Genomic DNA, 26,356 nt, shown 5'->3' on the forward strand with positions numbered 1-26,356 from the left:
CGCTCACGCTGCCGCCACTCGCACTGCGGGCCCCACGTACCGCGCCGACGGGCGGATGATCTTCGGATCGCGAGCCTGCTCGAGGATGTGCGCCGTCCACCCGATCGTGCGCGCGACCGCGAACGTCGGCGTGAACATCGAGCGCGGGATCCCGCACTGCTCCATCACCAGCGCCGCCCAGAACTCGACGTTCGCGTGCAGCTCGCGGCCCGGCTTCGCTTCGGCCAGCAACCGCTCCGCGCTCTCCTCGAACCGCAGCGCGAGCTCGACGCGAGGCCCGCCGGTACGCCGCGCGACGCGCTTCATCAGCTCGGCACGCGGGTCGGCCGTGCGGTACACGGCGTGACCGAACCCCATGAGCCGGCGCCCGGCCGCGAGCTCGCCACGGATCCACGGCTCGATACCGTCCGCGTCGCCCACCGCATCGAGCCCGTCGAGAGCCCGCGACGGCGCCCCGCCGTGCAGGGGTCCGGCCAGCGCCCCGAGAGCGCCGACGAGGCAGGCGGCGGCATCTGCTCCCGTCGAGGCGATGACACGGGCGGTGAAGGTGGAGGCGTTGAAACCGTGGTCCATGACCGCGACGAGGTAGGCGGTCAGAGCGTTCTCGATCGCCTCGCCGGGCACGACGCCGGTGACCTGGTGCAGGTAGTTCGCGACGACTCCGCGATCATCCAGCACGGGCAGGGCGCCCTCCCCACGACCGCGCCGCCACAGCGCGCCCACAAGCACCGGTGTCGCCGCAGCCAGCGCGATCGCGTCGGCGAGACGCTCGTCCTGGTCGAGGTCGTAGAGCGGACGGATGCTGCGCCTCGCGCCGAGCAGCGGCCAGGCGGCCGCGAGCCCGGCGAGCACATCCGGCGTCGCCGACGACACCGCATCGACGACGACGTCAACGTCGGCGCTCCGCGCGGTGGTGGCATCGGCGATGCGGGCCGCGAACGCCGGGCGCGAGGCATCCGTCGCCGCCTCTCCGGTGACGAGGAGCTGCCAGGCGTCCTCGAAGCTCGCCGTCTCGGCCAGGTCGATCGCCGATCGATCCCGGTACTGGAGGAAGCCCTCTGCCCCGCGGACGTCGCTCACCGTGGTGTCGGCGACGGTCACGCCGGCGAGGCCGCGCGGCGCATCGATCGGGGCCGGGCGTGTCGTGCTGGTCATGTCGGCTCCTTGCTCGGGGATCCAGGACGCGGCCGCGTCGGTCGGGCCTTCCCGCTACAGTCAGTGTCGTAACTTGATCACGCTTTCGTCAATCTTGATCGGATCAATATCGTGAGCGATCTTCCCCGACTGACCGCGGCCGAGGCGGCCGCCCGCCTCGGCGTCAAACCCGAGTCGCTGTACGCCTACGTGTCACGAGGCCTGCTGTCGCGCGAGCGCGATGCCGCCGGCTCGTCGTTCGATCCGCTGGAGGTCGAGGCGTTCGCGCGACGACGCAGGCGCTCACCCGGAGCTGTCCCCGGTTCGCCGACCCCCGGCAGCCCGCTCATGGTGCTCGACACCCGGCTCGCTCATATCGACGACGACGAGCTGCACTATCGCGAGCGGTCGGCGGCGCAGCTGGCCCGCGACGCCTCGTTCGAGGACGTCGTGACCTGGGTGTGGGACGTCTCCACGCTCCGCGCTCCCTCACCCGCCGACGTCGCCGTCGCCCGGGGCACGATCGCGGCGCTGGGCCCGGCGGCCCGGCCGCTCGACCGGCTTCTCGTCGCGGTGTCGGCCCTCGCAGCCACCGACCCGCTGCGCGATGATCCGGATCCGTCACAGCTTCTGCGCGCGGGCGCGCGGCTCGTGACGGGGCTGCCCGCCGCACTCGCCGTCGCCGACGAGCGTGCCAGCGTCGCGCAGACGCTGTGGCGGGCACTCGCTTCGCGCGATCTGCCCGGCGGATCCCGGCTTATCGACGCGGCGCTGGTGCTCGTCATCGACCACGACCTCGCCGCCTCGACCCTCGCCGCGCGCGTCGCCGCCTCGGCGCGCGCGTCCGGATACGCGGTCGTCACCGCCGCACTCGGCGCGTTCGATGCGCCGCTGCACGGCACCGCGAGCGGGGCGGCGGCGCACCTGCTCCGCGCCATCCGCGATGGCGACGACCCCGCGACAGCCATCGCGCGCACCGTCCGCGCCGGGCGCAGCGGCGTCCCGGGCTTCGGCCAGCCGCTGTATGCCGGCGGCGACATGCGCGCGAGGGTGCTCTTCGAGCTGCTGCGCGACGCGCCGGAGAGCGCAGGCGTGCTCGCCGCGGTGGACGCCGTCGCGGACGAGGTGGCGCGCCGCGCCGACATGCGGCCGAACCTCGACCTCGCGTTGGCCGCTCTCACCCTCTGGGCGGAGATGCCCGACGACGCCGCGTCGGTGATCTTCGCGATCGGGCGAATCGTCGGCTGGATCTCGCACGCGGTGGACGAGTACGACGAACGCCCGATGCGCCTGCGACCGCGGGGGCGCTACGTGGGTCCTGCTCCCGAGTGAGTCCGCCGCAGCCACTCGGCGACGCCCCGTGCGAGGTCGGCCGCGATGTCGGCCGCCGGGCGTTTGCGGCCCTTCACGTCGAACGAGTGCCCGCCGCCGTCGATCCAGGCGATGTCGGCGATCCGGCAGGACGCAACCGCCTCTTCGAGCTGCTCGTGCGGGTCGATGAACGGGTCGTTGGTCCCCTCCACGAAGAGCTGGGGCTGCGGCACGTCAGGCAGATGGGCGGTGCGGGCCTTGTCGGGCCTGCCCGGCGGGTGCAGCGGATAGCCGAGATACACGAGGCCGGCCGGATCGATGACGCCCTCGGCCGCCGCCATCGACGCCATGCGCCCGCCGTACGACTTGCCGATCGCGAACACCGGAGCGCCTACGGCGCGTTCTGCCAGTTCGGCATGCACCGCTGCCCACGTCGCGATGGCGTGCGCCGCGGGTCCCGGCATCCGTCTTCCTGCTTCCACGTACGGGAAGTTGAATCGCAGCGTGGCGACGCCCTCCTGCGCGAGCGCGTCGGCGAAGCCGGTGAGGAACGGATGCCGATACCCCGCGCCCGCGCCGTGCGCCACGGCCGCGAACGCCCATGCCGACGACGGCATGACGAGGTCAGCCGAGACCTCGACACCCTCATTCGGGAGCGGGACGGAGATCCGCGAGGAACCGCCGTCTGGGGTCATGCGCGCTTGCTGTCGTCGGCGCCCGAGGCGTCGGCCGCATCTTGTTCGGCGGACGAAGCCGGCTCGGCTCCTGCGGACTCGTCCGGCGTCGTCGGGGTGACGGAGCCCGCAGGGGCCTCGCCGTCGGGCCGGGGGACGACGCGCTCGCCGTACTTGGGCGGCTCGGCGGGCTGAGCGGCGGGGCTCGGGGCGACAGGCGCCGCGGGGGCGGTCTGAACGACCGGTGCGACCGCCGCCTGCGGGCCGAGCACCTGGCGTGCGCGGCCGACGCTGTTGTCGGTGACAGTGACCTCGTAGTGGTCCGCCACGACCTGCATCACCGAGGCGTAGTCGCGGCGGCGCCGCACGAAGGAGTAAGCAACGATGCTCAGCAGCATGCCGATCGCGATGCCGACGAAGAGGACGCCGACGAATGCCTGGATCGGCACGGACGGCGAGCCGATCACGAGGATCGCCGAGAAGAGCAGGCCGAGGAGGAGCCCGTTCACCGCGCCGGAGCGCGCGGCAGACGCATAACCCAGGCGGCCGGTGATGCGCTCGATCGAGCGGAGTCCCTGCCCCACGATCGCGATGTCGCGCGCCGGGATGTCGGCCGCGATGAGAGACGACACCGCCTTCTGCGCCCCCTCATACGTCGGGAAGCTCGCCACGGTCGGACCGACCGCGTCGGAACTCTGCGGAGAGCGCCCTCCCATCATGGTCATCTCCCCATCCTCCCATGGCGCGCGGACTACGCTGGGACGTGTGAGCACGCAGAGGGTTTTCGTCGCGCGCCTTTCCGGGTGCTCGGTCTTCGACCCCGCCGGCGACCGTCTCGGCAAGGTCCGCGACGTCGTCGTCATCTATCGCAAAGACGATCCGCCCCGCGTGATCGGGCTCATCGTCGAGATCCCCGGCCGACGCAACGTGTTCGTGTCGATCGGCCGCGTCACCTCCATCGCGACGGGTCAGGTCATCACGACCGGACTCATCAACGTCCGCCGCTTCCAGCAGCGCGGCGGCGAGGTGCGGGTCATGGCGGAGCTCCTCGGCCGCAAGGTGTTCTTCGCAGACGGGTCTGGCACCGCGGTGATCGAAGACGTGGCCATCGAGCGCAACCGCCTCGGCGAATGGGATGTCGGCCAGCTCTTCCTGCGCAAGCCGAAGACGAGCGCCTCGCCCTTCGCCAAGGGGCCGACGACGTTCGCCAACTGGGACGCCGTACGCGAGCGCCAGGTGCCCGGCGAGGCGCAGTCCGCCGAGCAGCTGGTCGCGACATACTCCGAGCTGCGTCCCGCCGACCTCGCGAACACGCTGCTCGACCTCCCGGAGGAGCGACTGCTCGAGGTCGTGGAGGAGCTTCCCGACGACCGACTCGCCGACGCGCTCGAGGAGATGCCCGAAGAGGAGCAGGTCCACATCCTCGAGGCCCTGGACGACGAGCGTGCCGCCGACATCCTCGACGCCATGGAGCCCGACGACGCGGCCGACGTCCTCGGGCAGCTGCCCGAGGATCAGCGGGAGGAACTCCTCGAGCTCATGGAGCCCGAGGAGGCCGAAGACGTCCGCGCCCTCCTCAAGTACGGCCCCGACACCGCCGGCGGGCTGATGACGAGCGAGCCCATCGTGCTCTCCGCCGACGCGACCATCGCCGAGGCCCTCGCGCTCATCCGCCGTCACGAGCTGCACCCCGCGCTGGCGGCCGCCGTCTTCGTGACGCTCCCGCCGTACGAGACGCCCACGGGGCGCCTTCTCGGAACGGTGCACTTCCAGAGAATGCTGCGCTACCCGCCCCACGAGCGCCTCGGCGCGATCATCGACGACACGCTCGACCCCGTGCCGGCGACGGCTTCAGCCGCCGAGGTCGCGCGGCTGCTCGCCTCGTACAACCTCGTCTCGCTCCCCGTCGTCGATCCCGCCCATCGGCTGGTCGGCGCGGTCAGCGTCGACGACGTGCTCGACTATCTCCTTCCCGAGGACTGGAGATCGCACGATGCCGAGGAGGATGAACGCCCGGCATCCGTCCCCACCACGACCGCGAGCATTCCCAGGAGGCGCTGATGGCACGCAACACCCGCCAGCCGTCGCTCGACGCGCCCCGCGGCCGCTCGGGCATGCTCCAGCGTTCCCCTCAGCCGTCCAGCGACCGATTCGGTCGATTCTCCGAGGCGTTCGCGCGCGCGATGGGCACGTCGGGCTTCCTGATCGGGATGACGATCTTCGTCGCCGTCTGGCTGACGTGGAACATCTTCATGCCGCCGCAGCTCCAGTTCGACCCTGCGGCGACCAACTTCACGCTGCTGACGCTGATCCTGTCGCTGCAGGCGTCCTACGCTGCGCCCCTCATCCTCTTGGCGCAGAACCGTCAGGACGACCGCGACCGCGTGCAGATCGAGCAGGACCGGCAGCGTGCCGAGCGCAACCTCGCCGATACCGAGTACCTCGCCCGCGAGGTCGTCGCGCTGCGGATGGCCGTGAACGACTTCGCGGACCAGGTCGTCACGCGCGATGTGCTCCGCACCGAGTTGCGCACCCTCCTCGAGAAGCTCGAGAGCACGCCCGGGGCCGACGACGGCGGCACTGCACGATGAGCCCGGCCTCCGCGGACGCCGTCCGCGCCGCTGTCGGCGCCGTCCCCGACCCCGAGCTGCGCCGCCCGATCGGCGAGCTCGACATGGTCCGCGAGATCTCGGTGGACGGCCATGTCGCACACGTGGCGATCGCGCTGACCATCGTGGGCTGTCCCGCCGCGGACCGGATCGCGGCCGACGTGCGCGCGGCCGCAGCATCCGTGTCGGGGATCACGGATGTCGCGCTCGAGGTGGGTGTCATGACGCCGGCCGAGCGGCACGCCCTCACCGAGCGGCTACGCGGCGGCCGTGCCCGCGAGATGCCGTTCGGCCCCGGCACGCTCACGCGCGTCATCGCCGTCACGAGCGGCAAGGGCGGCGTCGGCAAGTCCACGGTCACCGCGAACCTCGCCGCCGCGCTGGCCGCCCGGGGGCTCGCCGTTGGCCTCATCGATGCCGACGTGCACGGGTTCTCCATCCCCGGCCAGCTGGGGCTCGTCGCGGCCGACGGCACGGTACCGCAGCCGACGCGCGTCGACGACCTCATGCTGCCGCCGGTCGCCCACGGGGTGAAGGTGATCTCGATCGGCATGTTCCTGCGCCGCGCCGAAGGCGACGCACCGGTCGGCGCCATCGCATGGCGCGGACCGATGCTGCACCGCACGGTGCAGCAGTTCCTCACGGACGTGTACTTCGGCGATCTCGACGTGCTCCTGCTCGACATGCCCCCCGGCACGGGCGATGTGGCCATCTCGGTCGGACAGCTGCTGCCCAACGCCGAGGTGCTCGTCGTGACGACACCCCAGGCCGCCGCTGCAGACGTCGCCGTACGCAGCGGCGTCGTCGCGCGTCAGACCGGCCAGCGCGTCATCGGCGTGATCGAGAACATGGCCGCGATGATGCTTCCCGACGGCACGACGATAGACGTGTTCGGAGCCGGGGGCGGTGCCGCGGTCGCCGAGTCGCTGTCTCAGTCCGACGCCGAGGTCCCCCTGCTGGCTTCGGTCCCGCTCAGCCCGACGCTGCGCGCGGACGCGGATGCCGGCACCCCGGCGGTCATCGTGCACCCCGACGATCCCGCGGCGCGCGCCATCTCGGGCCTCGCCGAGACTCTGGCCCAGACGCCCCGCGGGCTGTCCGGGCGCGCTCTGCCGTTCCGCCCGCGCTGACCGTGGCGCAGGTCAGGTCGCCTCGCTGTCGTAGGGCGTCGGGCCGTCGACGGGCACGCGGTACGGGGTCCGCACCGGCGTCGTCGGCGGCACGGGGGCAGCCTGCACCTGGGTCGCGGCGATGCTCGCGACCGGAGCATCGTCGAGCAGCGCCTCGCGGATGATGCGCCGGGGGTCGTACTGGCGAGGGTCGAGTGTGCGCCAGTCGACGTCGTCGAAATCCTCGCCCATCTCATCGCGCACGCGCGTCCGTGCGGTCGTCACCCACGCCCGTGCACGCTTGGTCAGCCCCGCGAGGGCCTCCGCATACCGGGGCAGCCGCTCGGGACCGAGGATGAGTGCCGCGACGAGTCCGATCAGCAGGAGCTTCTCGATCGTGAGGCCGAAGATCATGCCTTCAGATTACCGCCGTGCCTGTGCGGTCAGCGCCGTGCGGCCGCGTAGGCTGACGAGCGGAGGATTCCGATGGGAGAGCAGAACGCGAACCAGCGGTTCGTCGACGAGGCGACGAGCGAGCCGGAGCATATCGCACGTGCGCGCGCGCATGCGCTCGAGCTCGGCGCCGCCCCGGTCAGCCCCGCGATCGGAGCTCAGTGCGCGGTCATCGCCGCGGTGTCTCAGGCGCTCAACATCGTCGAGATCGGCACCGGTGCGGGCGTCTCGGGTCTATGGCTGCTGCACGGCTCCCCACGCGCGACCCTCACCACCATCGACAAGGAGCCGGAGCACCTCGGCGCCGCCCGTCAGGCCTTCGCCGAGGCCCGGATCCCCCCGGCACGCGCCCGATTCATCACCGGCCGCGCCTCGGAGGTGCTGCCGCGCATGAACGAGGCGTCCTATGACATCGTGCTCGTCGACGCCGATCCCGAGGGGGTCATCGAGTACGTCGAGCACGGTCTTCGCCTGGTCCGCGCCGGCGGGACGGTGCTGGTCCCCCGCGTGCTCTCCGGTGGCGCGGTCGCCGATCCGGTGCGCCGCGACCCGGTCACGACGTCGTACCGCTCGCTCATCCAGGAGACGCAGGCCTCCCCCGCGGTCATCGGCGCACTGTCGATCACGGGCGAGGGTCTGCTGCAGCTCACCACCGTCGCCACGTCCTGAGGCTCGGACGAGGAACGCGAACGGCCGGTCCGATCGGACCGGCCGTTCGCGCAACGAGCGATTACGCGGCGTTGACGACGCCCCCCAGGACGTCGTAGAGCTCCTTGGCCTCAGCGTCGTTCACCGAGACGACCAGACGACCGCCTCCCTCGAGCGGCACGCGCACGATGATGAGTCGACCCTCCTTCACGGCCTCCATCGGCCCGTCTCCGGTTCTCGGCTTCATGGCTGCCATTGCGGCTCCTTTTCATCGATGGTCTGCACGTCAAGTTTATCGTGAGGGCCGACACCCCGGGCACGCCTGGGGAAAGCGGCATCCGATCCGGTCACGGGACCTGCCAGTTCGTGCTGCCCAGCGCATACATGTTGTAGATCCACCACCACTGGCCGACGAGGCATGCGACGAGCACGCCGATCCGCCATACGCGCGAGCGCGGAACCGCGAACGCGCCCCACAGCGGCGAGAGCGGCACCAGCAGCCGGAAGATGCTCGACTGCGGGAAGAACACGAGCAGGAGGTAGACGAGGTAGCTCGCGCTCCACAGGCGGATCTCGATGCCGAGCCGGCGCACCGGCGGCAGGGCGATCAGAGCTCCCGCGATGAGCAGCAGCCCGCCGCCCACGAGCGCGTAGCCGAGTGCGAGCGGCAGGTGCCACATCGTCTCGAACCAGTACGAAACGCCCGCGAGGAAGGGCTCGAGCGGCGTGAACGTGGCGTCACCGAGGACCCAGTTGCGCCGCCACGCCAGCTCGGTCGCAAGATACGCGTCCGGATCGCCCGTGACCCATCCCGCAATGAGCTGCCACGCGAATCCCGAGATCGCGGCGAGGAGGCCCGCGGCGATGATGTGGGCGATCTCCTGGCCTCGTAGCGGCTCGCGCCCCCGCGTGAACCAGCGCCAGATCCCGAAGAGCGCGAGGAACAGCGCGAACGCCAGCACACCGGGGCGCGTGAACGCCATCAGCGGGATGAGCGCGTACAGCCACGCATATCGTCGGCGGGCGACGGCCAGGAGAGCGCAGAACAGCCAGAACAGGCTGAGCGCCTCGGCGTAACCGACATGGAAGAGCGCCGCCAGCGGGCCGCTGGCGAAGAACGCCACAGCCCAGAGGGTGGCCGACTCGTCCAGCCGCATCCGCAGCAGGTAGTAGAGGGCGACGGATGCCCCGTACCCGGCGACGAGCGAGACGATCAGGGCACCGATCTGCCAGAGGCCGAAGGGCGTCGACACCGCCTGCGCGAGCCATGGATAGATGGGGAGGAACGCCCACGCGTTCTCGGCGACCTGCCCGGAGTCGGTGAGCGGCAGGCGGCTCGGGTAGCCGGATGCGGCGACGACCCAGTACCACATGCCGTCCCACGCGACGACGGTGTCGCCGAGGCGGGCATCCGCGCCCATCCGCGACGTGAGTCCGGAGAGCTCGGTGGCGGCGAAGAGGAACAGAGTGGTGACGATCCTTGCCGCGACGTAGATCGCTGCCACTCGCACGGCGGTCCGCGCGGCGGACGAACGTGCCGCCGGCGTTGACGTCAGCTGCTCGCCAGCCACGCGCGCAGGCCCTGCTCGACCGCCTCGATCTGGGAGACCGGCACGCGCTCCTCGTCGTGGTGCGCCAGGTGAGGGTCGCCGGGCCCGTAGTTCACGGCCGGCACACCCAGCGCACTGAAGCGCGCGACGTCGGTCCAGCCGTACTTCGGCCGGGGCTCAGCGCCGACAGCCGCGAGGAACTCCCGGGCGAGGGATGCGTCCAGTCCGGGCCGCGCGCCGGCTGCCGCATCGACGACGTCCACCTCGAAGCCGGCGAACACGTCGCGGACGTGGCTCTCCGCCTCGACCACGTCACGGCTGGGTGCGAAGCGGTAGTTGATCTCCACCTCGCACAGGTCCGGGATCACGTTGCCGGCCACACCGCCGTTGATGCGTACCGCGTTGAGGCCCTCGCGGTAGACCAGGCCTTCCACCGCGACGTCGCGCGGGACATACGCGGCGAGGCGGTCGAGGATCGGAGCGGCCTTGTGGATCGCGTTCTCGCCGATCCATGCCCGGGCGCTGTGCGCGCGCACCCCGTGCGTGCGAACGATCGCGCGCAGATTGCCGTTGCAGCCGCCCTCGACTTCGCCGTTCGACGGCTCCCCGAGGATTGCGAAGTCGCCGGCGAACAGATCGGGGCGGGTGCGGGCGAGCCGGGTCAGGCCGTTGAGGTCCGCGTCGACCTCCTCGTGGTCGTACCACATCCAGGTGATGTCGACGCGGGGGTCGGCGAGCTCCGCGGCGAGCTTGAGCTGCACGGCGACGCCCGCCTTCATGTCGACGGTGCCGCGGCCCCAGATGAAGGGAACCCCATCGACGTCGACATCTTTCGTCGGCACGTTGGCGTTGATGGGGACAGTGTCGATGTGACCGGCGATGACGACGCGCTGCACCCGATTCAGGCGGGTGCGGGCGACGATCGTGTCGCCGTCGCGGTACACGTCGAGGTGATCGAGGGCAGAGATCTCGTCGAAGATCGCGTCGGCAAGAGTTTTCTCGTCGCCGGAGACGCTCGGAATGTCGCAGATGATGCGAGTGAGTTCGGCTGAGGGAAGAGTCAGATCGAGCGCCGGCATCCCTCGAGTCTACCGAGCGCCAAATGGGTCCGTTAACGCGGAATGGCCACCCCGTGGGGGTGGCCATTCCGTGAATGGGTGTCCGGCGGTGTCCTACTCTCCCACAGGGTCCCCCCTGCAGTACCATCGGCGCTGAGAGGCTTAGCTTCCGGGTTCGGAATGGGACCGGGCGTTTCCCTCTCGCTATGGCCGCCGAAACTCTTTCGATGTTTCAGGTCTTCACAACGTGAAAAGTCTATGTTTTGTTGTGTTCCCGACCGTACATCGGGAACCACTCAGTGGACGCGAGCACCAGAAATGTTGGTGTTATCAAGTCATCGGCTTATTAGTACCAGTCAGCTGCACACGTTGCCGTGCTTCCACATCTGGCCTATCAACCCAGTAGTCTGGCTGGGAGCCTCTCACCCGAAGGTATGGAAGTCTCATCTTGAGGCCGGCTTCCCGCTTAGATGCTTTCAGCGGTTATCCATCCCGAACGTAGCTAACCAGCGGTGCACTTGGCAGTACAACTGGCACACCAGAGGTTCGTCCAACCCGGTCCTCTCGTACTAGGGTCAGATCCTCTCAAACTTCCTACGCGCGCAGCGGATAGGGACCGAACTGTCTCACGACGTTCTAAACCCAGCTCGCGTACCGCTTTAATGGGCGAACAGCCCAACCCTTGGGACCTACTCCAGCCCCAGGATGCGACGAGCCGACATCGAGGTGCCAAACCATGCCGTCGATATGGACTCTTGGGCAAGATCAGCCTGTTATCCCCGAGGTACCTTTTATCCGTTGAGCGACAGCGCTTCCACAAGCCACTGCCGGATCACTAGTCCCGACTTTCGTCCCTGCTCGACCTGTCAGTCTCACAGTCAAGCTCCCTTGTGCACTTACACTCGCCACCTGATTGCCAACCAGGTTGAGGGAACCTTTGGGCGCCTCCGTTACTTTTTGGGAGGCAACCGCCCCAGTTAAACTACCCACCAGGCACTGTCCCTGAACCGGATTACGGTTCGAAGTTAGATATCCAGAGTGACCAGAGTGGTATTTCAACAATGACTCCACGAATACTGGCGTATCCGCTTCACAGTCTCCCACCTATCCTACACAAGCCACACCGAACACCAATACCAAGCTGTAGTAAAGGTCACGGGGTCTTTCCGTCCTGCTGCGCGTAACGAGCATCTTTACTCGTATTGCAATTTCGCCGAGTTCGCGGTTGAGACAGTTGGGAAGTCGTTACGCCATTCGTGCAGGTCGGAACTTACCCGACAAGGAATTTCGCTACCTTAGGATGGTTATAGTTACCACCGCCGTTTACTGGGGCTTAAATTCTGAGCTTCGCCTTGCGGCTAACCCGTCCTCTTAACCTTCCAGCACCGGGCAGGCGTCAGTCCGTATACATCGTCTTGCGACTTGGCACGGACCTGTGTTTTTAGTAAACAGTCGCTACCCACTAGTCTCTGCGGCCACCACACCCTTTTCCAGGCAAGCTGGTATAAGCGGATGGCCCCCCTTCTCCCGAAGTTACGGGGGCATTTTGCCGAGTTCCTTAACCACGATTCTCTCGATCTCCTTGGTATTCTCTACCTGACCACCTGAGTCGGTTTGGGGTACGGGCGGCTAGAACCTCGCGTCGATGCTTTTCTCGGCAGCATAGGATCACCCACTTTTCATCCGCATCGTGTCTCAGCCTGTATGAGTCACGGATTTGCCTATGACTCGGCCTACGCACTTGCCCCGGGACAACCATCGCCCGGGATGGGCTACCTTCCTGCGTCACACCTGTTAATACGCTAACCGCACCAGAATGGGGTCGTGCGCTAGGCCCGAAGCATCACCCCGAAGGGATCCGTCAACGGGATTCAGACACTTAGCACTACTGGATTAGTTTGGGCGGTTCTTCGCCGGTACGGGAATATCAACCCGTTGTCCATCGACTACGCCTGTCGGCCTCGCCTTAGGTCCCGACTTACCCAGGGAAGATTAGCTTGACCCTGGAACCCTTGGTCTTTCGGAGGACGTGTTTCTCACACGTCTTTCGCTACTCATGCCTGCATTCTCACTCGTGTAGCGTCCACGGCTGGGTCACCCCGCCGCTTCACTCGCCACACGACGCTCTCCTACCCATCAACACGGCTGGACCACGAAGGCCTACCAATAATGTCAATGCCACAACTTCGGTGGCGTGCTTGAGCCCCGTTACATTGTCGGCGCGGAATCACTTGACCAGTGAGCTATTACGCACTCTTTCAAGGGTGGCTGCTTCTAAGCCAACCTCCTGGTTGTCTAAGCAACTCCACATCCTTTCCCACTTAGCACGCGCTTAGGGACCTTAGATGGTGGTCTGGGTTGTTTCCCTCTCGACTATGAAGCTTATCCCCCACAGTCTCACTGCTGCGCTCTCACTTACCGGCATTCGGAGTTTGGCTGACGTCAGTAACCTTGTAGGGCCCATCGGCCATCCAGTAGCTCTACCTCCGGCAAGAAACACGCAACGCTGCACCTAAATGCATTTCGGAGAGAACCAGCTATCACGAAGTTTGATTGGCCTTTCACCCCTATCCACAGCTCATCCCCTCAGTTTTCAACCTAAGTGGGTTCGGCCCTCCACGACGTCTTACCGTCGCTTCAGCCTGGCCATGGATAGATCACTTCGCTTCGGGTCTAGGACATGCGACTGAATCGCCCTATTCAGACTCGCTTTCGCTACGGCTACCCCACCCGGGTTAACCTCGCCACATATCGCTAACTCGCAGGCTCATTCTTCAAAAGGCACGCTGTCACACCTACCAGGGGTGCTCCAACGGTTTGTAAGCAAACGGTTTCAGGTACTATTTCACTCCCCTCCCGGGGTACTTTTCACCTTTCCCTCACGGTACTTGTCCGCTATCGGTCATCTGGGAGTATTTAGGCTTATCAGGTGGTCCTGACAGATTCACACGGGATTTCTCGGGCCCCGTGCTACTTGGGATACGCTCCACGCCAGAACACGCATTTCGACTACGGGGCTGGCACCCACTCTGGCCCGCCTTTCAAGACGGTTCGTCTATACGCTTCTGTCACGTCGACCACTCGGCAGAATGATCAGGAACGTCCCGCAACCCCCCACATGCAACGCCTGCCGGCTCTCACACACATGAGGTTTAGCCTGATCCGATTTCGCTCGCCACTACTCACGGAATCACGGTTGTTTTCTCTTCCTGTGGGTACTGAGATGTTTCACTTCCCCACGTTCCCTCTACCCGCCCTATATATTCAGGCGGGAGTCACTAGGTCGGCACGCCGCCCAGCGGGGTTTCCCCATTCGGACACCCTCGGATCAAAACTTGCTTATCAGTTCCCCGAGGCTTATCGCAGATTGCTACGTCCTTCTTCGGCTCCAGATGCCAAGGCATCCACCGTTTGCTCTTAAAGACTTGAAAACATGAGAATCAAAACTCGGACGCACTCCCCAAAAGGAATACGACCAGAAATTGACTAATGATCTTTAAGATCATCAACACAAAACAACCCCGAAGGGTCATCTTGCAAAGATGCTCGCGTCCACTGTGTAGTTCTCAAAGTACGGGCGGCACTCCCCCACCACCAGCACAACCACCGGCAGCCAAGGAAGCCCAGAGAGTCAGCCACCACACCCCACCCAAACGATGAGCATGCGACGTCCGGTCCCTCAGGACCCAACAGCGTGCAGGCACCCCGCTCACCAGAACCCACCCTCCAACCCGAACCCCGAAGAATCCTGGCGTACTAGTGGGCACCAGACGCGCTGATGCCATGTCAAATGTTCCACCCATGAGCCCCAGCCACACACAGTCGGTGTGGTACTGGGTCCTACAACCCCCGAAAGGGTCCAGGTGCTCCTTAGAAAGGAGGTGATCCAGCCGCACCTTCCGGTACGGCTACCTTGTTACGACTTAGTCCTAATTACCGATCCCACCTTCGACGGCTCCCTCCACAAGGGTTGGGCCACCGGCTTCAGGTGTTACCGACTTTCATGACTTGACGGGCGGTGTGTACAAGACCCGGGAACGTATTCACCGCAGCGTTGCTGATCTGCGATTACTAGCGACTCCGACTTCATGAGGTCGAGTTGCAGACCTCAATCCGAACTGGGACCGGCTTTTTGGGATTCGCTCCACCTCACGGTATTGCAGCCCTTTGTACCGGCCATTGTAGCATGCGTGAAGCCCAAGACATAAGGGGCATGATGATTTGACGTCATCCCCACCTTCCTCCGAGTTGACCCCGGCAGTATCCCATGAGTTCCCACCATTACGTGCTGGCAACATAGAACGAGGGTTGCGCTCGTTGCGGGACTTAACCCAACATCTCACGACACGAGCTGACGACAACCATGCACCACCTGTTCACGAGTGTCCAAAGAGTCCCCTATTTCTAGGGTGTTCTCGTGTATGTCAAGCCTTGGTAAGGTTCTTCGCGTTGCATCGAATTAATCCGCATGCTCCGCCGCTTGTGCGGGTCCCCGTCAATTCCTTTGAGTTTTAGCCTTGCGGCCGTACTCCCCAGGCGGGGAACTTAATGCGTTAGCTGCGTCACGGAATCCGTGGAAAGGACCCCACAACTAGTTCCCAACGTTTACGGGGTGGACTACCAGGGTATCTAAGCCTGTTTGCTCCCCACCCTTTCGCTCCTCAGCGTCAGTTACGGCCCAGAGATCTGCCTTCGCCATCGGTGTTCCTCCTGATATCTGCGCATTCCACCGCTACACCAGGAATTCCAATCTCCCCTACCGCACTCTAGTCTGCCCGTACCCACTGCAGGCCCGAGGTTGAGCCTCGGGATTTCACAGCAGACGCGACAAACCGCCTACGAGCTCTTTACGCCCAATAATTCCGGATAACGCTTGCGCCCTACGTATTACCGCGGCTGCTGGCACGTAGTTAGCCGGCGCTTTTTCTGCAAGTACCGTCACTTTCGCTTCTTCCTTGCTAAAAGAGGTTTACAACCCGAAGGCCGTCATCCCTCACGCGGCGTTGCTGCATCAGGCTTCCGCCCATTGTGCAATATTCCCCACTGCTGCCTCCCGTAGGAGTCTGGGCCGTGTCTCAGTCCCAGTGTGGCCGGTCACCCTCTCAGGCCGGCTACCCGTCGACGCCTTGGTGAGCCATTACCTCACCAACAAGCTGATAGGCCGCGAGCCCATCCCAGACCAAAAAATCTTTCCAACCCCCACCATGCGGAAGAGGCTCATATCCAGTATTAGACGCCGTTTCCAGCGCTTATCCCAGAGTCCAGGGCAGGTTGCTCACGTGTTACTCACCCGTTCGCCACTGATCCACCCCGCAAGCGGGGCTTCACCGTTCGACTTGCATGTGTTAAGCACGCCGCCAGCGTTCATCCTGAGCCAGGATCAAACTCTCCATAAAAAATGAAAGCCACAACCCACCGGGAAAACGATGAAGAAGCAGCGAGTTCAACCATGACCAAAAACGAATATCAAACTGACATCCATGAATTGATCCAAAAAAGACCCCCACCAACCAGAAAAACTGGCCGACAGAGAAAAAAATTGGCATTTGACAAGTGCACGCTGTTGAGTTCTCAAAGATCGGACGCACCCGCTTTCCGGCTTCTCAGCCGTCTCCGCGGGGCAACTTCTCTATCTTACACGTTCCGATCCCCTTGTCAAACCGACTCGGCGAGGCGCAAGACCCCACCACAGCCGGAGAGCCAGCAGTCACAGAAGTGGAAGAAACCCATCCTAAACCGGAACCCGGCCCGCTCGCCAGGAGCAGATCGGATGGGGTGGTTCGCTGCTTGAGGGGAGCCAGACCTTCCGGCCTTCCGCTCTACCCTTTGGGGCGAACAACAAGAACATTACGCGGATCCCACCTCACCGTCTAATCCACCCCACACCCCGGGCGTGTCGCGGGCCCGGAACCGCGGAAACACGCGGAACTTCCGCAGGGCCCGCGCGCTAGCGTGGGAGGCATGACCGAAGAACGATGGGTGTGGGGCGTCGGCCTCGCCACGACCGCCGAAGACGGGACCGTGCTCGACACATGGTTCCCCTCCCCCGCTGCCGGACGCATCCCGCTGGGCTACGACCCGCAGATGCCGCCTGACGAGCTCGACCGCCTCGCGGTCGCCGATGCGCGCCGGGCCGTCACGGTCGATGTCGTCGCGATCGAGGCTGACCTCGATGCCGCGCCGTCCTCGACTTCGGACGCCTACCTGCGCCTGCACGCGTTGTCGCATCTGCTCGTGCGTCCCAACGAGGCCAACCTCGACGGGATCTTCGCGCACCTGCCGAACGTCGCCTGGACCAACGCGGGCCCCATCCACCCGGACGCTCTCGCGCGTCTGCGCCCGTTCCTCGCTCGTGAGGGCATCCAGGTGCAGGGTCTCGACAAGTTCCCGCGCCTGCTCGACTACGTCACCCCGGCCGGCGTCCGCATCGCCGACGCGTCGCGGGTGCGGCTCGGCGCGTACCTCTCGCCCGGTACGACCGTGATGCACGAGGGCTTCGTGAATTTCAACGCCGGCACCCTGGGCCAGAGCATGGTCGAAGGCCGCATCTCGCAGGGCGTGGTCGTGGGCGACGGCAGCGACATCGGTGGTGGCGCCTCGATCATGGGCACACTCTCCGGCGGCGGCACCCACAAGGTGTCGGTGGGCGCGCGCACCCTGCTCGGGGCGAACGCGGGCATCGGCATCTCGCTCGGCGACGACTGCATCGTCGAGGCCGGGCTCTACGTCACCGCCGGCACCAAGGTCGTCCTCGCGGACGAGCCGCGTCGCGCCGACGGGACTCTTCCGACCGCCAAGGGCGCGGACCTGTCCGGCAGCGCCGGCCTCCTCTTCCGCCGGAACTCGCTCACCGGCGCGGTCGAAGCCGTGCGCCGGGCGGGTGTGGGTGTCACCCTCAACGAGGCGCTCCACGCCTGACCCGTTGTCACCGAGACCGCTCCGTCACCCATGACGGGGCGGTCTCGTGGTTTCACCCCCGCGCGTCGCGTTCGGCGGCGCGCTCGGATCAGCGGCGGATGGCGTTGATCGCGAGATCGAGCACACGCCGACGCTGCGCTTCGTCGTCGAAAGAGGCTACGGCCGCGACTCCCGACACCAGCTTCACCACGTCGCCGATCGAGATGTCGGGGTCGACGTCGCCTGCGGCCTGCGCCCGCTCGAGCAGCGGCTCTCCCGCGGAGAGCATGATCGTGCGGCACTCCGCCAGCACCGGTGACCTCCGGTTCAGCCCGTCAAGCAGCGCGTGCTTGGTGCCGACGTATGCGACGAACCGGTCGAGCCACGCGCTCAACGCCTCCCACGGCTCGAGATCGGCGACCTCGTCGGCGGCGCGCGCGAGGGCGTCGACCTCGCCCAGATAGAGCGTTTCGATCAGGTCGTCACGCGTCGGAAAATTCCGGTAGAGCGTCCCGATCCCCACACCCGCTCGGCGGGCGATGTCCTCGAGGGACGCGCTCGATCCTTCTTCGGCGAATGCTTCGCGGCCGGCGGCGACAAGGGCGTCGAAATTGCGCGCGGCATCGGCCCTTCGCGGACGACGTGCCTCCAGTGCGGATATCCGCTCGACGACCGCCATGACCGCCCCTCCCGATGTGACCCGGCCGAGCCCCTCGGCGTCGGCGAAACCTGTGGTTTGCGAAACGGAGGGTTCCTCCGCTAATCTCAAAGCGGAGGCGTCCTCCGTTCGGAGACCTCCCTCCACTTTATCCCGCATTCACCGGATCCGCACCCATCGGAAGGCCCGTCGATGCCCACTGTCCCCTTCACACCCCGGGCGGCGTTCGCGGCGATCGCGCTCAGCGTCGCCTCCCTCGCACTGCTCCAGAACCTGATCATCCCCGTCATCCCCCTCATCGCCTCAGACTTCGGCGTGACGGCGGATGCAGCATCCTGGACCAACACGTCGTGGCTCATCGCCGCGGCCGTCGCCACTCCCCTCCTCGGCCGCACCGGCGACCTCCGCGGTCGCCGCAACACGTTCCTCGCCGTGCTCGCCGTCGTCGCGATCGGCGATGTGGTCGCATCGTTCGCGCCGAACCTCGAGGTGCTCATCATCGCCCGCGTGCTTCAGGGCGTCGGCGGCGCGCTCTTCCCGCTGGCCTTCGGCCTGCTGCGAGACGTCATGCCGCGCCACCAGCTCACCGGGGCGATCGGCGCCACGAGCGCCATCATCGGCATCGGCGGCGCAGCGGGCAGCGTGCTCGCAGGCCCCCTCGCCGAGCTCCTCGGCTGGCACGGGATCTTCGCCGTCCCGTTCGTCGCCGCCGTCGCGGGCATCGTGCTCACGATGATGCTCGTGCCGCCGGCAGGTCTGCGCGCCGTCGGCCGCGTGAACGCGCTCTCCGCCGTGCTCCTGTCAGGCTGGCTCATCGCGCTCCTCGTTCCGCTCAGCTCGGGTGGGCGCTGGGGCTGGACCTCGCCGCTCACCCTCGCGCTGTTCGCAGCGGCCGTGGTGCTCATGTTCGGGTGGGTGGTCTCGGAGCTCCGATCGTCGGAGCCGCTCGTCGACCTCCGCCTGATGGCATCCCGGGCCATCTGGCCCGTGAACGCCGCCGCTCTCCTGATCGGAGCCGCCGCCTTCGGGTTCTGGGGCTACCTCCCCCAGTTCCTCGAGACTCCGGCGAGTTCGGGCTGGGGCCTCGAACTCGGCGTGCAGGCCGCCGGGCTGGCGCTGCTCCCCCTCCTCGTCGGCATGTCGAGCGTCGGCTTCGCGACCGGCGCCATCGCCCGTGTCATCCCGCTGCGGCTCATGATGGCAATCGGCGCGCTGCTCATGGCGGGCGGCGTCGTGTTCGCCGTCCTCGACCACGAGACGCTCGTCACCCTCGCTATCGCCGGCGGCGTGTTCGGACTCGGCATCGGCCTCGCGTACGCGTCGACGGCGAGCATCATCGTCGAGAGCGTGTCCGCGGACCGCACCGGCATCGCGACCGGCGTCAACGCCAATCTGCGCACGATCGGATCAGCGGTCGGCTCCGCCTTCACGACGGCCGTCGTCTTCGGCACGGTCGAGCCCGGCGGCGCGCCCGCGCTCGACGGCTACGCGGTCGCCTGGCTGACGCTCGCCACCGGGGCGGTCGTCGCCGCGATCCTGGTGCTCACGGTCCGGCCGCGCGGACGGACGGATGCTGCGCCCCCGACCGTTCCCCAGAACACCGACGAAGCGACGCTGGCCGAGGTCGGCTGACGCGCGACGGTACGCCCGCTCGACGACGATGCCGCGCCCCCACTCCGGGGCGCGGCATCCGTCTTTCCTGCGAGTCAGGTCAGGACAGACCGGGGTAGTTGCGCTCCTCGGCACCGACGTACAGTTGCTGCGGGCGGCCGATCTTGGTCTGGGGGTCGCTCGCCGCCTCACGCCACTGCGCGAGCCACCCGGGCAGGCGCCCGATGGCGAACAGCACCGTGAACATGCGGGTCGGGAAGCCCATCGCCTTGTAGATCACGCCCGTGTAGAAGTCCACGTTCGGGTACAGGCGGCGGTCCTGGAAGTACGCGTCGTTGAGCGCGATCTCTTCGAGCTCCTTGGCCAGGTCGAGCAGCGGATCGCTCACCCCGAGGGCGGAGAGCACCTCGTCAGCGGACTCCTTGACCAGCTTCGCACGCGGGTCGTAGTTCTTGTAGACGCGGTGCCCGAAGCCCATGAGCTTCACGCCGTCTTCCTTGTTCTTGACCCGTTCGACGAACCGCTGAACGCTCTCGCCGGAGTCGCGGATGCGGGCCAGCATATCGAGCACGGCCTCGTTCGCGCCGCCGTGCAGCGGGCCGTAGAGCGCATTGATTCCGGCCGAGATCGACGAGAACTGGTTCGCGCCGGTCGAGCCGACGAGGCGGACGGTGGAGGTGGACGCGTTCTGCTCGTGGTCCTCGTGGAGGATGAGCAGTCGCTCGAGAGCCCGCGACATGACGGGGTCGACGTGATAGACCTCCGACAGGACGCCGAAGTTGAGCTTCAGGAAGTTGTCCACGAAGCCCAGCGAGTTGTCGGGGTACAGGAATGCCTGGCCGATGCTCTTCTTGTGCGCGTAGGCCGCGATCACCGGGAGCTTCGCGAGCATCCGGATCGTGTTCAGCTCGACGTGCTCGGGGTTGTTGGGGTCGGACTGGTGCTCGTAATAGGTCGAGAGCGCCGATACGGCCGACGACAGCACCGACATCGGGTGCGCGGTGTGCGGCAATGCGGAGAAGAAGCGCTTGAGGTCCTCGTGCAGCAGCGTGTGCCGGCGGATCTTCTCGTCGAATTCGGCCAGCTGGTCCGCGCTCGGCAGCTCGCCGTAGATGAGCAGCCACGCGACCTCGAGGTACGTGCTGTTCTTCGCGAGCTGCTCGATCGGGTAGCCGCGGTAGCGCAGCACGCCCTCGTCGCCGTCGATGTACGTGATCGCGGACTTGGTCGCCGCGGTGTTCACGAAGCCGTAGTCGAGAGCCGTGTAGCCGGTCTGGCGGGTGAGGGTGGAGAGGTCCACGCTCGGTGTGCCGTCGGTGCCCCGCAGGAGCGGGAACTCGGCGGTGCTGTCACCGATCGTGAGGGTGGCCTTCTCCTGCTGGGTGCCCGCGTCGCTCACGGCGCCTCCTCGCGATTTCTGGTCGTACCGGGGGTGTCGTCCAGTCCTGTGCGGCGCCAGCGAGAGGGCTGCAGCAGAACGGAGGGGCGGGACGGGGGATGCCGCGTCGCCGCGTCCCTACAGCCTAGTGCGCCGTCGCGCCTACTGTTGACATGACCAAAGGGCCGCGACATCCGATAGAGGAATCCTCAGATCGAGATGTCTGATGCCGCGCGGAGGCGTTCGGCCGCCGCCGCGATGCGCTCGTCCGTCGCAGTGAGCGACAGTCGGACGTGCTGCGGGAAGTGCGTGCCGTAGAAGTGGCCGGGGCCTGCGAGGATGCCGAGGTCTGCGAGACGGCCGAGGCTCTCCCACGCGTCTCGCTCCTCGGTCGCCCACAGGTACAGGCCACCCTCGCTGGCGTCGATGCGGAAACCCGCGGCCTCGACCGCGGGACGCAGCACCTCGCGCCGGCGTCGGTAGAGCTCCTTCTGGGCGGCGACGTGCGCGTCGTCCTCGAGCGCGGCGGTCATGGCCGCCTGGACCGGAAGCGGCAGCATGAGACCGAGGTGCTTCCGCGCCGTCAGGAGGCGCCCGATCACGGCGGGATCGCCGGCCAGGAACGCGGCGCGATACCCGGCGAGATTCGACTGCTTGCTCAGCGAGTAGACCGAGAGGACGCCACGCAGGTCGCCTCCGGTCACGCGAGGGTCGAGCGCCGAGGGCACCGGCTGCGTGTCCCACGGGGCATCCCACCCCAGCTCCGCATAGCACTCGTCGGACGCCAGCACGGCACCGAGCTCACGGGCGCGTCCGACCGCAGCGCCCAGCGCGTCGACGTCGAGCACTCGGCCATCGGGGTTGCCGGGGGAGTTCACCCAGACGAGGCGCGTGCCCTCGGGCCACTCCGCGGGGTCGTCAGCAGCGACGGGCATGGCGCCCACCAGGCGCGCCCCGACCTCATAAGTGGGGTAGGCGGCACGCGGATGCACGACGAGATCGCCAGGCCCGAGGCCCAGCAGCAGCGGGAGGAGTGCGACGAGCTCCTTCGACCCGACGGTCGGGAGGACGTCGTCGGGTGTCAGCCCGGGAACGCCGCGGCGACGGTCGTACCAGCTCGCGATGGCCGCACGCAGCTTCGGCGTGCCGACGGTCTGCGGGTACGCGTGCGCGTCGGTCGCAACGGTGAGCGCCTCGGCGACGATGGCGGGCGTGGCGTCGACGGGCGAGCCGATCGACAGGTCCACGAGCCCGTCGGGGTGGGAGCGTGCGCGCGCGGCGTAGGGCGCGACCGCATCCCAGGGGTAATCGGCGAGGTCGGCGACCCCCACGTCAGTGTTCCTGCGGCGGGAGCGCCTCGATGATCGGGTGATCCTTGTGGATGACGCCGACCTTGGCGGCACCACCCGGGGATCCGATGTCGTCGAAGAACTCGACGTTGGCCTTGTAGTAGTCCTGCCACTCGTCAGGGAGGTCGTCTTCGTAATAGATCGCTTCGACCGGGCAGACCGGCTCGCAGGCGCCGCAGTCGACGCACTCGTCGGGGTGGATGTACAGCGACCGGTCGCCCTCGTAGATGCAGTCCACGGGACACTCGTCGATGCAGGCGCGGTCCTTGACGTCCACGCAGGGAAGGGCGATCACGTACGTCACCCGGCCAGTCTAGCCGCGACCTCCGGCAGCGATCCTCCGTGCGACGCGCGCTCACTCCATCCGGGGGATGCGATCCGGCCAGGCCACGGCCAGCGCCACAAGGATCGGCACCGCGATGGTCCACACGACTCCGAGCTCCGACTCGGGCACGACGACCGAGCCGCCGGGGCCGCTGCCCGAGAACACGAGGATCGACACCATCATTCCGACGCCCGTCGCGAGGGTCGCCCATCGGTCGGAGGTGAGCAGTCGCACGGCGAGCAGCAGCGCTCCCGAGCCGATCACGGCAAGGATCATGCCCAGCGGGAACCAGCCGATCGCGTACGCGTGGGCCACCGTACCGGCGACCCCGTAGACCAGTCCCACCAGCATGGCGATGATCCAGCTGCCGATGCGGGCGGGAACGGAGGGACGCATGCATCGATGGTACCGAGCGGATGTCGGCACTCCCGCTCGCCCCGTGCCGGCTTGGCCAGCGGGTCACGCCGCCCAGCCCCACAGCCGCAGCAGCGCTGCCACGAGCGCCGCAGCGATCACCACGACGAGGAACGGCGCCCGCAGCATCAGCAGGCCCGCCGCGACGAGCACGGCGGGAACCCGCGCATCGACCACGACCGCCTGCCCCGCGCCGAGGGTCTGCACGGCGACGAGGGCCGCGAGCAGCGCTACCGTGAGGAGGTCCGCGATGCGCATCGGCGTGGGCGCCTCGACCCAGTTCGAAGGGATGAGATACCCCACGGTCTTGAGCGCGACGCAGATGATCGAGGCCGCGAGGATGGCGGTCCACATCGTCACGGCAGCCCCTCCCGCTCGGCGACGTCGTCAGGTTCGGCGTCCACCCGGTCGTCTCTGCCGAGCCAGTTCGTCGCGCCGACCACGATCGCGACGAGTGCCGCGACGATGACCGGGAGACCAGGCATGAGGACCGGCGTGAGGACGGTCGCGACGACGGCCGCGGCCACGCCGACCACGATGGGCTGCCGCGCGCGCAGGCGCGGCCACAGCAGCGCGAGGAACGCCGCGGCCGCCGCCGCGTCGAGCCCGTAGGCGCGGACGTCGCCGAGCACGTCGCCGAGCAGCGCGCCCGCGAGCGTCGACAGGTTCCAGCCGACGTAGATCCCGATGCCGGTCACCCAGAACCCCAGCGCCCGCGCGTGCGGTGAGCGCTGGGCGAGCGCCACCGCCGTCGACTCGTCGATCGTGAACTGCGCCGCAGCAGCGCGGCGCCAGAACCCGGCGCCCACCACCGGAGACATGCGGATGCCGTAGGCCACATTGCGTACCCCGAGCAGCGCCGCCGACGGGATCGCGGCCGGCACCGCGGCCAGTCCCCCGGCACCCACGATGCCGACGAACGCGAACTGCGACCCGCCGGTGAACATCACGAGACTCAGCACGCACGTCTGCCAGACGTCGAGCCCGGCGGCGACCGCGAGAGCGCCGAACGAGATGCCGTACGCACTGGTCGCCAGCGCGACCCCGAGCCCCTCGCGCACGGCCCTGCGGCCCTCGCCGGCGCTGGGCGCAGCGTCGAAATGCGGGTCGAGGGTCACCTCGTCATGCTATCGACGGGGCCGACATCAGGCGCAGGGCCGCGCGCCCGCCGATCGCGTCCTTCCGACACGACGGATGCCGCGGCCCTGCGCCTTCGCAGGGCGCGGGGTCGCGGCATCCGTTCCAGGACTACGCGTTGGCGTCCTGGCGCTTGAGGCGCGAGGCGGCGCGGCCGCGCTCGGTCGCGTCGAGGATCACCTTGCGGATGCGAACCTTCTCGGGCGTCACCTCGACGCATTCGTCGTCGCGGGCGAACTCGAGGCTCTCCTCGAGCGAGAGGAGGCGCGGCGGAGTCATCGACTCGAACGCGTCAGCGGTCGAGGACCGCATGTTCGTGAGCTTCTTCTCCTTGGTGATGTTCACATCCATGTCGTCGGCGCGCGAGTTCTCGCCGACGACCATGCCCTCGTAGACCTCCTCGGTGGGCTGCACGAAGAAGCTCATCCGCTCCTGCAGCGCGATCATGGCGAACGGGGTGACGACGCCGGCACGGTCGGCCACGATCGAACCGTTCTGGCGGGCGACGATGTGACCCGCCCAGTCGTCGTAGCCGTGTGAGATCGCGTTGGCGATCCCGGTGCCGCGCGTCATCGAGAGGAACTCGGTGCGGAACCCGATGAGGCCGCGCGACGGCACGATGAACTCCATGCGCACCCAGCCGGTGCCGTGGTTGACCATCGTCTCCATACGGCCCTTGCGCGATGCCATCAGCTGGGTGATCGCGCCGAGGTACTCCTCGGGGGCGTCGATCGTAAGGTGCTCGAAGGGCTCCTTGACCTTGCCGTCCTCGCCCTTGCGCGTGACGACCTGCGGCTTGCCCACGGTGAGCTCGAAGCCCTCGCGGCGCATGTTCTCGACGAGGATCGCGAGTGCGAGCTCGCCGCGGCCCTGCACCTCCCACGCGTCGGGGCGTCCGATGTCGACGACCTTGAGCGAGACGTTGCCGATGAGCTCGCGGTCCAGGCGGTCCTTCACCATACGGGCGGTGACCTTGTGCCCCTTGACCTTGCCGACCAGCGGAGAGGTGTTCGTTCCGATCGTCATCGAGATGGCGGGGTCGTCGACCGTGATCGCCGGGAGCGGCCGGACGTCCTCGGGGTCGGCGATCGTCTCGCCGATCGTGATCTCCTCGATCCCGGCGATGGCGACGATGTCGCCGGGGCCAGCCTCCTCTGCAGGGTAACGCTCGAGCGCGCGCGTCTTGAGGAGCTCGGTGATGCGGGCGTTCGAGTGCGTCCCGTCGTGACGCACCCAGGCGACCGTCTGACCCTTCTTCAGCGTGCCGTTGAAGACGCGCAGCAGCGCGAGGCGGCCGAGGAACGGGCTCGAGTCGAGGTTCGTGACCCACGCCTGCAGCGGCGCCTCGTCGTCGTACGACGGAGCGGGCACGTGCTCGAGGATCGCCTCGAACAACGGCTCGAGGTCGGCGTTGTCGGGGAGCTCGCCGTTGGCGGGACGGGTACGCGATGCTGCGCCCGCGCGGCCCGACGCGTACACGACGGGGACGTCGAGCAACGCGTCGATGTCGAGATCGGGCACATCCTCGTGAAGGTCGGACGCGAGCCCGAGCAGCAGGTCGTGCGCCTCCTCCTCGACCTCGGCGATGCGCGCGTCGGGGCGGTCGGTCTTGTTGACCAGGAGGATGACGGGCAGCTTCGCCTCCAGCGCCTTGCGGAGGACGAAGCGGGTCTGCGGGAGCGGACCCTCGCTCGCGTCGACGAGCAGCACGACGCCGTCGACCATCGACAGGCCGCGCTCGACCTCGCCGCCGAAGTCGGCGTGGCCGGGGGTGTCGATGACGTTGATGGTGACCGGGACGTCGGTGTGGGCACCGTTGTACGTGATCGCGGTGTTCTTCGCGAGAATCGTGATGCCCTTTTCGCGCTCGAGGTCGTTCGAGTCCATCGCGCGCTCCTCGACGTGAGCGTGCTCGCCGAACGAGCCGGTCTGGCGGAGCATCGCGTCGACGAGGGTGGTCTTGCCGTGGTCGACGTGAGCGACGATAGCCACGTTGCGGAGGTCCGGACGGAGGGCGCGCGCCATGAGGGAATCCTTGAAA

At 67.3% G+C, this 26,356-nt stretch carries 22 protein-coding genes and 3 rRNA genes; 7 read left to right on the plus strand and 18 right to left on the minus strand.

Annotation, left to right across the window (positions count from 1 at the left end):
* Positions 1-3: 3 nt before the first annotated feature.
* A complete protein-coding gene (locus MRBLWH3_RS14715) occupies positions 4-1,155 on the minus strand; it encodes a citrate/2-methylcitrate synthase (protein WP_363433351.1) in 1,152 nt (383 codons plus the stop codon).
* 111 nt (positions 1,156-1,266) lie between these two features.
* Here MRBLWH3_RS14715 and MRBLWH3_RS14720 point away from each other — a divergent pair, with 111 nt between their 5' ends.
* Complete coding sequence (locus MRBLWH3_RS14720; RefSeq protein ID WP_363433354.1) at positions 1,267-2,466, plus strand: citrate synthase; 1,200 nt, start codon at positions 1,267-1,269, stop codon at positions 2,464-2,466.
* Here the strand turns inward: MRBLWH3_RS14720 and MRBLWH3_RS14725 are convergent.
* Together MRBLWH3_RS14725 and MRBLWH3_RS14730 are read right to left on the minus strand one after the other, a co-directional pair.
* Positions 2,442-3,140, minus strand: a complete 699-nt coding sequence (locus MRBLWH3_RS14725; protein ID WP_363433356.1) for an alpha/beta family hydrolase — start codon at positions 3,138-3,140, stop codon at positions 2,442-2,444. The genes MRBLWH3_RS14720 and MRBLWH3_RS14725 overlap by 25 nt on opposite strands.
* Complete coding sequence (locus MRBLWH3_RS14730; RefSeq protein ID WP_363433359.1) at positions 3,137-3,844, minus strand: general stress protein; 708 nt, start codon at positions 3,842-3,844, stop codon at positions 3,137-3,139. The genes MRBLWH3_RS14725 and MRBLWH3_RS14730 overlap by 4 nt, the downstream gene beginning before the upstream one ends.
* Positions 3,845-3,884: 40 nt before the next feature.
* On the opposite strand from MRBLWH3_RS14730, the gene MRBLWH3_RS14735 reads away from it, so the two are divergent.
* The 3 genes from MRBLWH3_RS14735 to MRBLWH3_RS14745 are packed head-to-tail and all read left to right on the plus strand — an operon-like array spanning position 3,885 to position 6,858.
* Positions 3,885-5,180, plus strand: a complete 1,296-nt coding sequence (locus MRBLWH3_RS14735; protein WP_363433362.1) for a magnesium transporter MgtE N-terminal domain-containing protein — start codon at positions 3,885-3,887, stop codon at positions 5,178-5,180.
* A complete protein-coding gene (locus tag MRBLWH3_RS14740) occupies positions 5,180-5,710 on the plus strand; it encodes a DUF1003 domain-containing protein (RefSeq protein ID WP_363433364.1) in 531 nt (176 codons plus the stop codon). The genes MRBLWH3_RS14735 and MRBLWH3_RS14740 overlap by 1 nt, the downstream gene beginning before the upstream one ends.
* A complete protein-coding gene (locus MRBLWH3_RS14745) occupies positions 5,707-6,858 on the plus strand; it encodes a P-loop NTPase (protein ID WP_363433367.1) in 1,152 nt (383 codons plus the stop codon). Before MRBLWH3_RS14740 ends, MRBLWH3_RS14745 begins: the two co-directional genes overlap by 4 nt.
* A 12-nt stretch (positions 6,859-6,870) precedes the next feature.
* Here the strand turns inward: MRBLWH3_RS14745 and MRBLWH3_RS14750 are convergent, their stop codons facing one another.
* On the minus strand, positions 6,871-7,251 hold the full coding sequence (locus tag MRBLWH3_RS14750; protein WP_363433371.1) for a Sec-independent protein translocase TatB: 381 nt from the start codon (positions 7,249-7,251) through the stop codon (positions 6,871-6,873).
* Positions 7,252-7,323: 72 nt separating this feature from the next.
* Between MRBLWH3_RS14750 and MRBLWH3_RS14755 the strand changes: the two genes are divergently transcribed.
* Positions 7,324-7,959, plus strand: coding sequence for an O-methyltransferase (locus MRBLWH3_RS14755; RefSeq protein WP_341998440.1), 636 nt, complete (start codon positions 7,324-7,326; stop codon positions 7,957-7,959).
* Between the two features lie 61 nt (positions 7,960-8,020).
* Here the strand turns inward: MRBLWH3_RS14755 and MRBLWH3_RS14760 are convergent, their stop codons facing one another.
* From MRBLWH3_RS14760 to MRBLWH3_RS14785, 6 genes are all read right to left on the minus strand, one after another.
* Entirely contained in the window at positions 8,021-8,194 is a 174-nt protein-coding gene (locus MRBLWH3_RS14760) for a DUF3117 domain-containing protein (RefSeq protein WP_019179788.1), read from the minus strand.
* A 91-nt stretch (positions 8,195-8,285) separates the two neighbouring features.
* Positions 8,286-9,443, minus strand: a complete 1,158-nt coding sequence (locus tag MRBLWH3_RS14765; protein ID WP_363433373.1) for a hypothetical protein — start codon at positions 9,441-9,443, stop codon at positions 8,286-8,288.
* Positions 9,444-9,490: 47 nt separating this feature from the next.
* Complete coding sequence (gene dapE / locus MRBLWH3_RS14770; protein ID WP_363433376.1) at positions 9,491-10,567, minus strand: succinyl-diaminopimelate desuccinylase; 1,077 nt, start codon at positions 10,565-10,567, stop codon at positions 9,491-9,493.
* 80 nt (positions 10,568-10,647) lie between these two features.
* A 5S ribosomal RNA gene (rrf, locus tag MRBLWH3_RS14775) occupies positions 10,648-10,764 on the minus strand.
* Positions 10,765-10,872: 108 nt separating this feature from the next.
* A 23S ribosomal RNA gene (locus MRBLWH3_RS14780) occupies positions 10,873-13,977 on the minus strand.
* A gap of 443 nt (positions 13,978-14,420) precedes the next feature.
* Positions 14,421-15,942: ribosomal RNA gene (locus MRBLWH3_RS14785) — 16S ribosomal RNA — on the minus strand.
* Together the 16S, 23S and 5S rRNA genes form the textbook arrangement of a ribosomal RNA operon.
* Positions 15,943-16,507: 565 nt before the next feature.
* Between MRBLWH3_RS14785 and dapD the strand changes: the two genes are divergently transcribed.
* Positions 16,508-17,464, plus strand: coding sequence for a 2,3,4,5-tetrahydropyridine-2,6-dicarboxylate N-succinyltransferase (gene dapD / locus MRBLWH3_RS14790; RefSeq protein ID WP_363433378.1), 957 nt, complete (start codon positions 16,508-16,510; stop codon positions 17,462-17,464).
* 88 nt (positions 17,465-17,552) lie between these two features.
* Here the strand turns inward: dapD and MRBLWH3_RS14795 are convergent, their stop codons facing one another.
* Positions 17,553-18,122: a TetR/AcrR family transcriptional regulator gene (locus MRBLWH3_RS14795; protein WP_363433380.1), complete on the minus strand. Its 570-nt coding sequence runs from the start codon at positions 18,120-18,122 to the stop codon at positions 17,553-17,555.
* 171 nt (positions 18,123-18,293) lie between these two features.
* Between MRBLWH3_RS14795 and MRBLWH3_RS14800 the strand changes: the two genes are divergently transcribed.
* Entirely contained in the window at positions 18,294-19,733 is a 1,440-nt protein-coding gene (locus tag MRBLWH3_RS14800; RefSeq protein WP_363433382.1) for an MFS transporter, read from the plus strand.
* A 79-nt stretch (positions 19,734-19,812) separates the two neighbouring features.
* Here MRBLWH3_RS14800 and MRBLWH3_RS14805 read toward each other — a convergent pair whose 3' ends face one another.
* The 7 genes from MRBLWH3_RS14805 to typA form a co-directional block, all read right to left on the minus strand.
* Entirely contained in the window at positions 19,813-21,111 is a 1,299-nt protein-coding gene (locus MRBLWH3_RS14805; RefSeq protein WP_363433385.1) for a citrate synthase, read from the minus strand.
* 188 nt (positions 21,112-21,299) lie between these two features.
* A complete protein-coding gene (dapC, locus tag MRBLWH3_RS14810) occupies positions 21,300-22,421 on the minus strand; it encodes a succinyldiaminopimelate transaminase (RefSeq protein WP_363433387.1) in 1,122 nt (373 codons plus the stop codon).
* Position 22,422: 1 nt separating this feature from the next.
* Entirely contained in the window at positions 22,423-22,743 is a 321-nt protein-coding gene (fdxA, locus tag MRBLWH3_RS14815; RefSeq protein WP_018170155.1) for a ferredoxin, read from the minus strand.
* A gap of 51 nt (positions 22,744-22,794) precedes the next feature.
* Positions 22,795-23,160: a DUF6113 family protein gene (locus MRBLWH3_RS14820; RefSeq protein WP_363433391.1), complete on the minus strand. Its 366-nt coding sequence runs from the start codon at positions 23,158-23,160 to the stop codon at positions 22,795-22,797.
* A 63-nt stretch (positions 23,161-23,223) separates the two neighbouring features.
* Positions 23,224-23,538, minus strand: a complete 315-nt coding sequence (locus MRBLWH3_RS14825; protein ID WP_363433394.1) for an AzlD domain-containing protein — start codon at positions 23,536-23,538, stop codon at positions 23,224-23,226.
* Positions 23,535-24,296, minus strand: coding sequence for an AzlC family ABC transporter permease (locus MRBLWH3_RS14830; RefSeq protein WP_363433396.1), 762 nt, complete (start codon positions 24,294-24,296; stop codon positions 23,535-23,537). Before MRBLWH3_RS14830 ends, MRBLWH3_RS14825 begins: the two co-directional genes overlap by 4 nt.
* Before the next feature lie 130 nt (positions 24,297-24,426).
* Entirely contained in the window at positions 24,427-26,340 is a 1,914-nt protein-coding gene (gene typA / locus MRBLWH3_RS14835) for a translational GTPase TypA (RefSeq protein ID WP_363433399.1), read from the minus strand.
* Positions 26,341-26,356 lie beyond the last annotated feature (16 nt).

The organism is Microbacterium sp. LWH3-1.2, assembly GCF_040675855.1.
Taxonomy (GTDB): domain Bacteria; phylum Actinomycetota; class Actinomycetes; order Actinomycetales; family Microbacteriaceae; genus Microbacterium.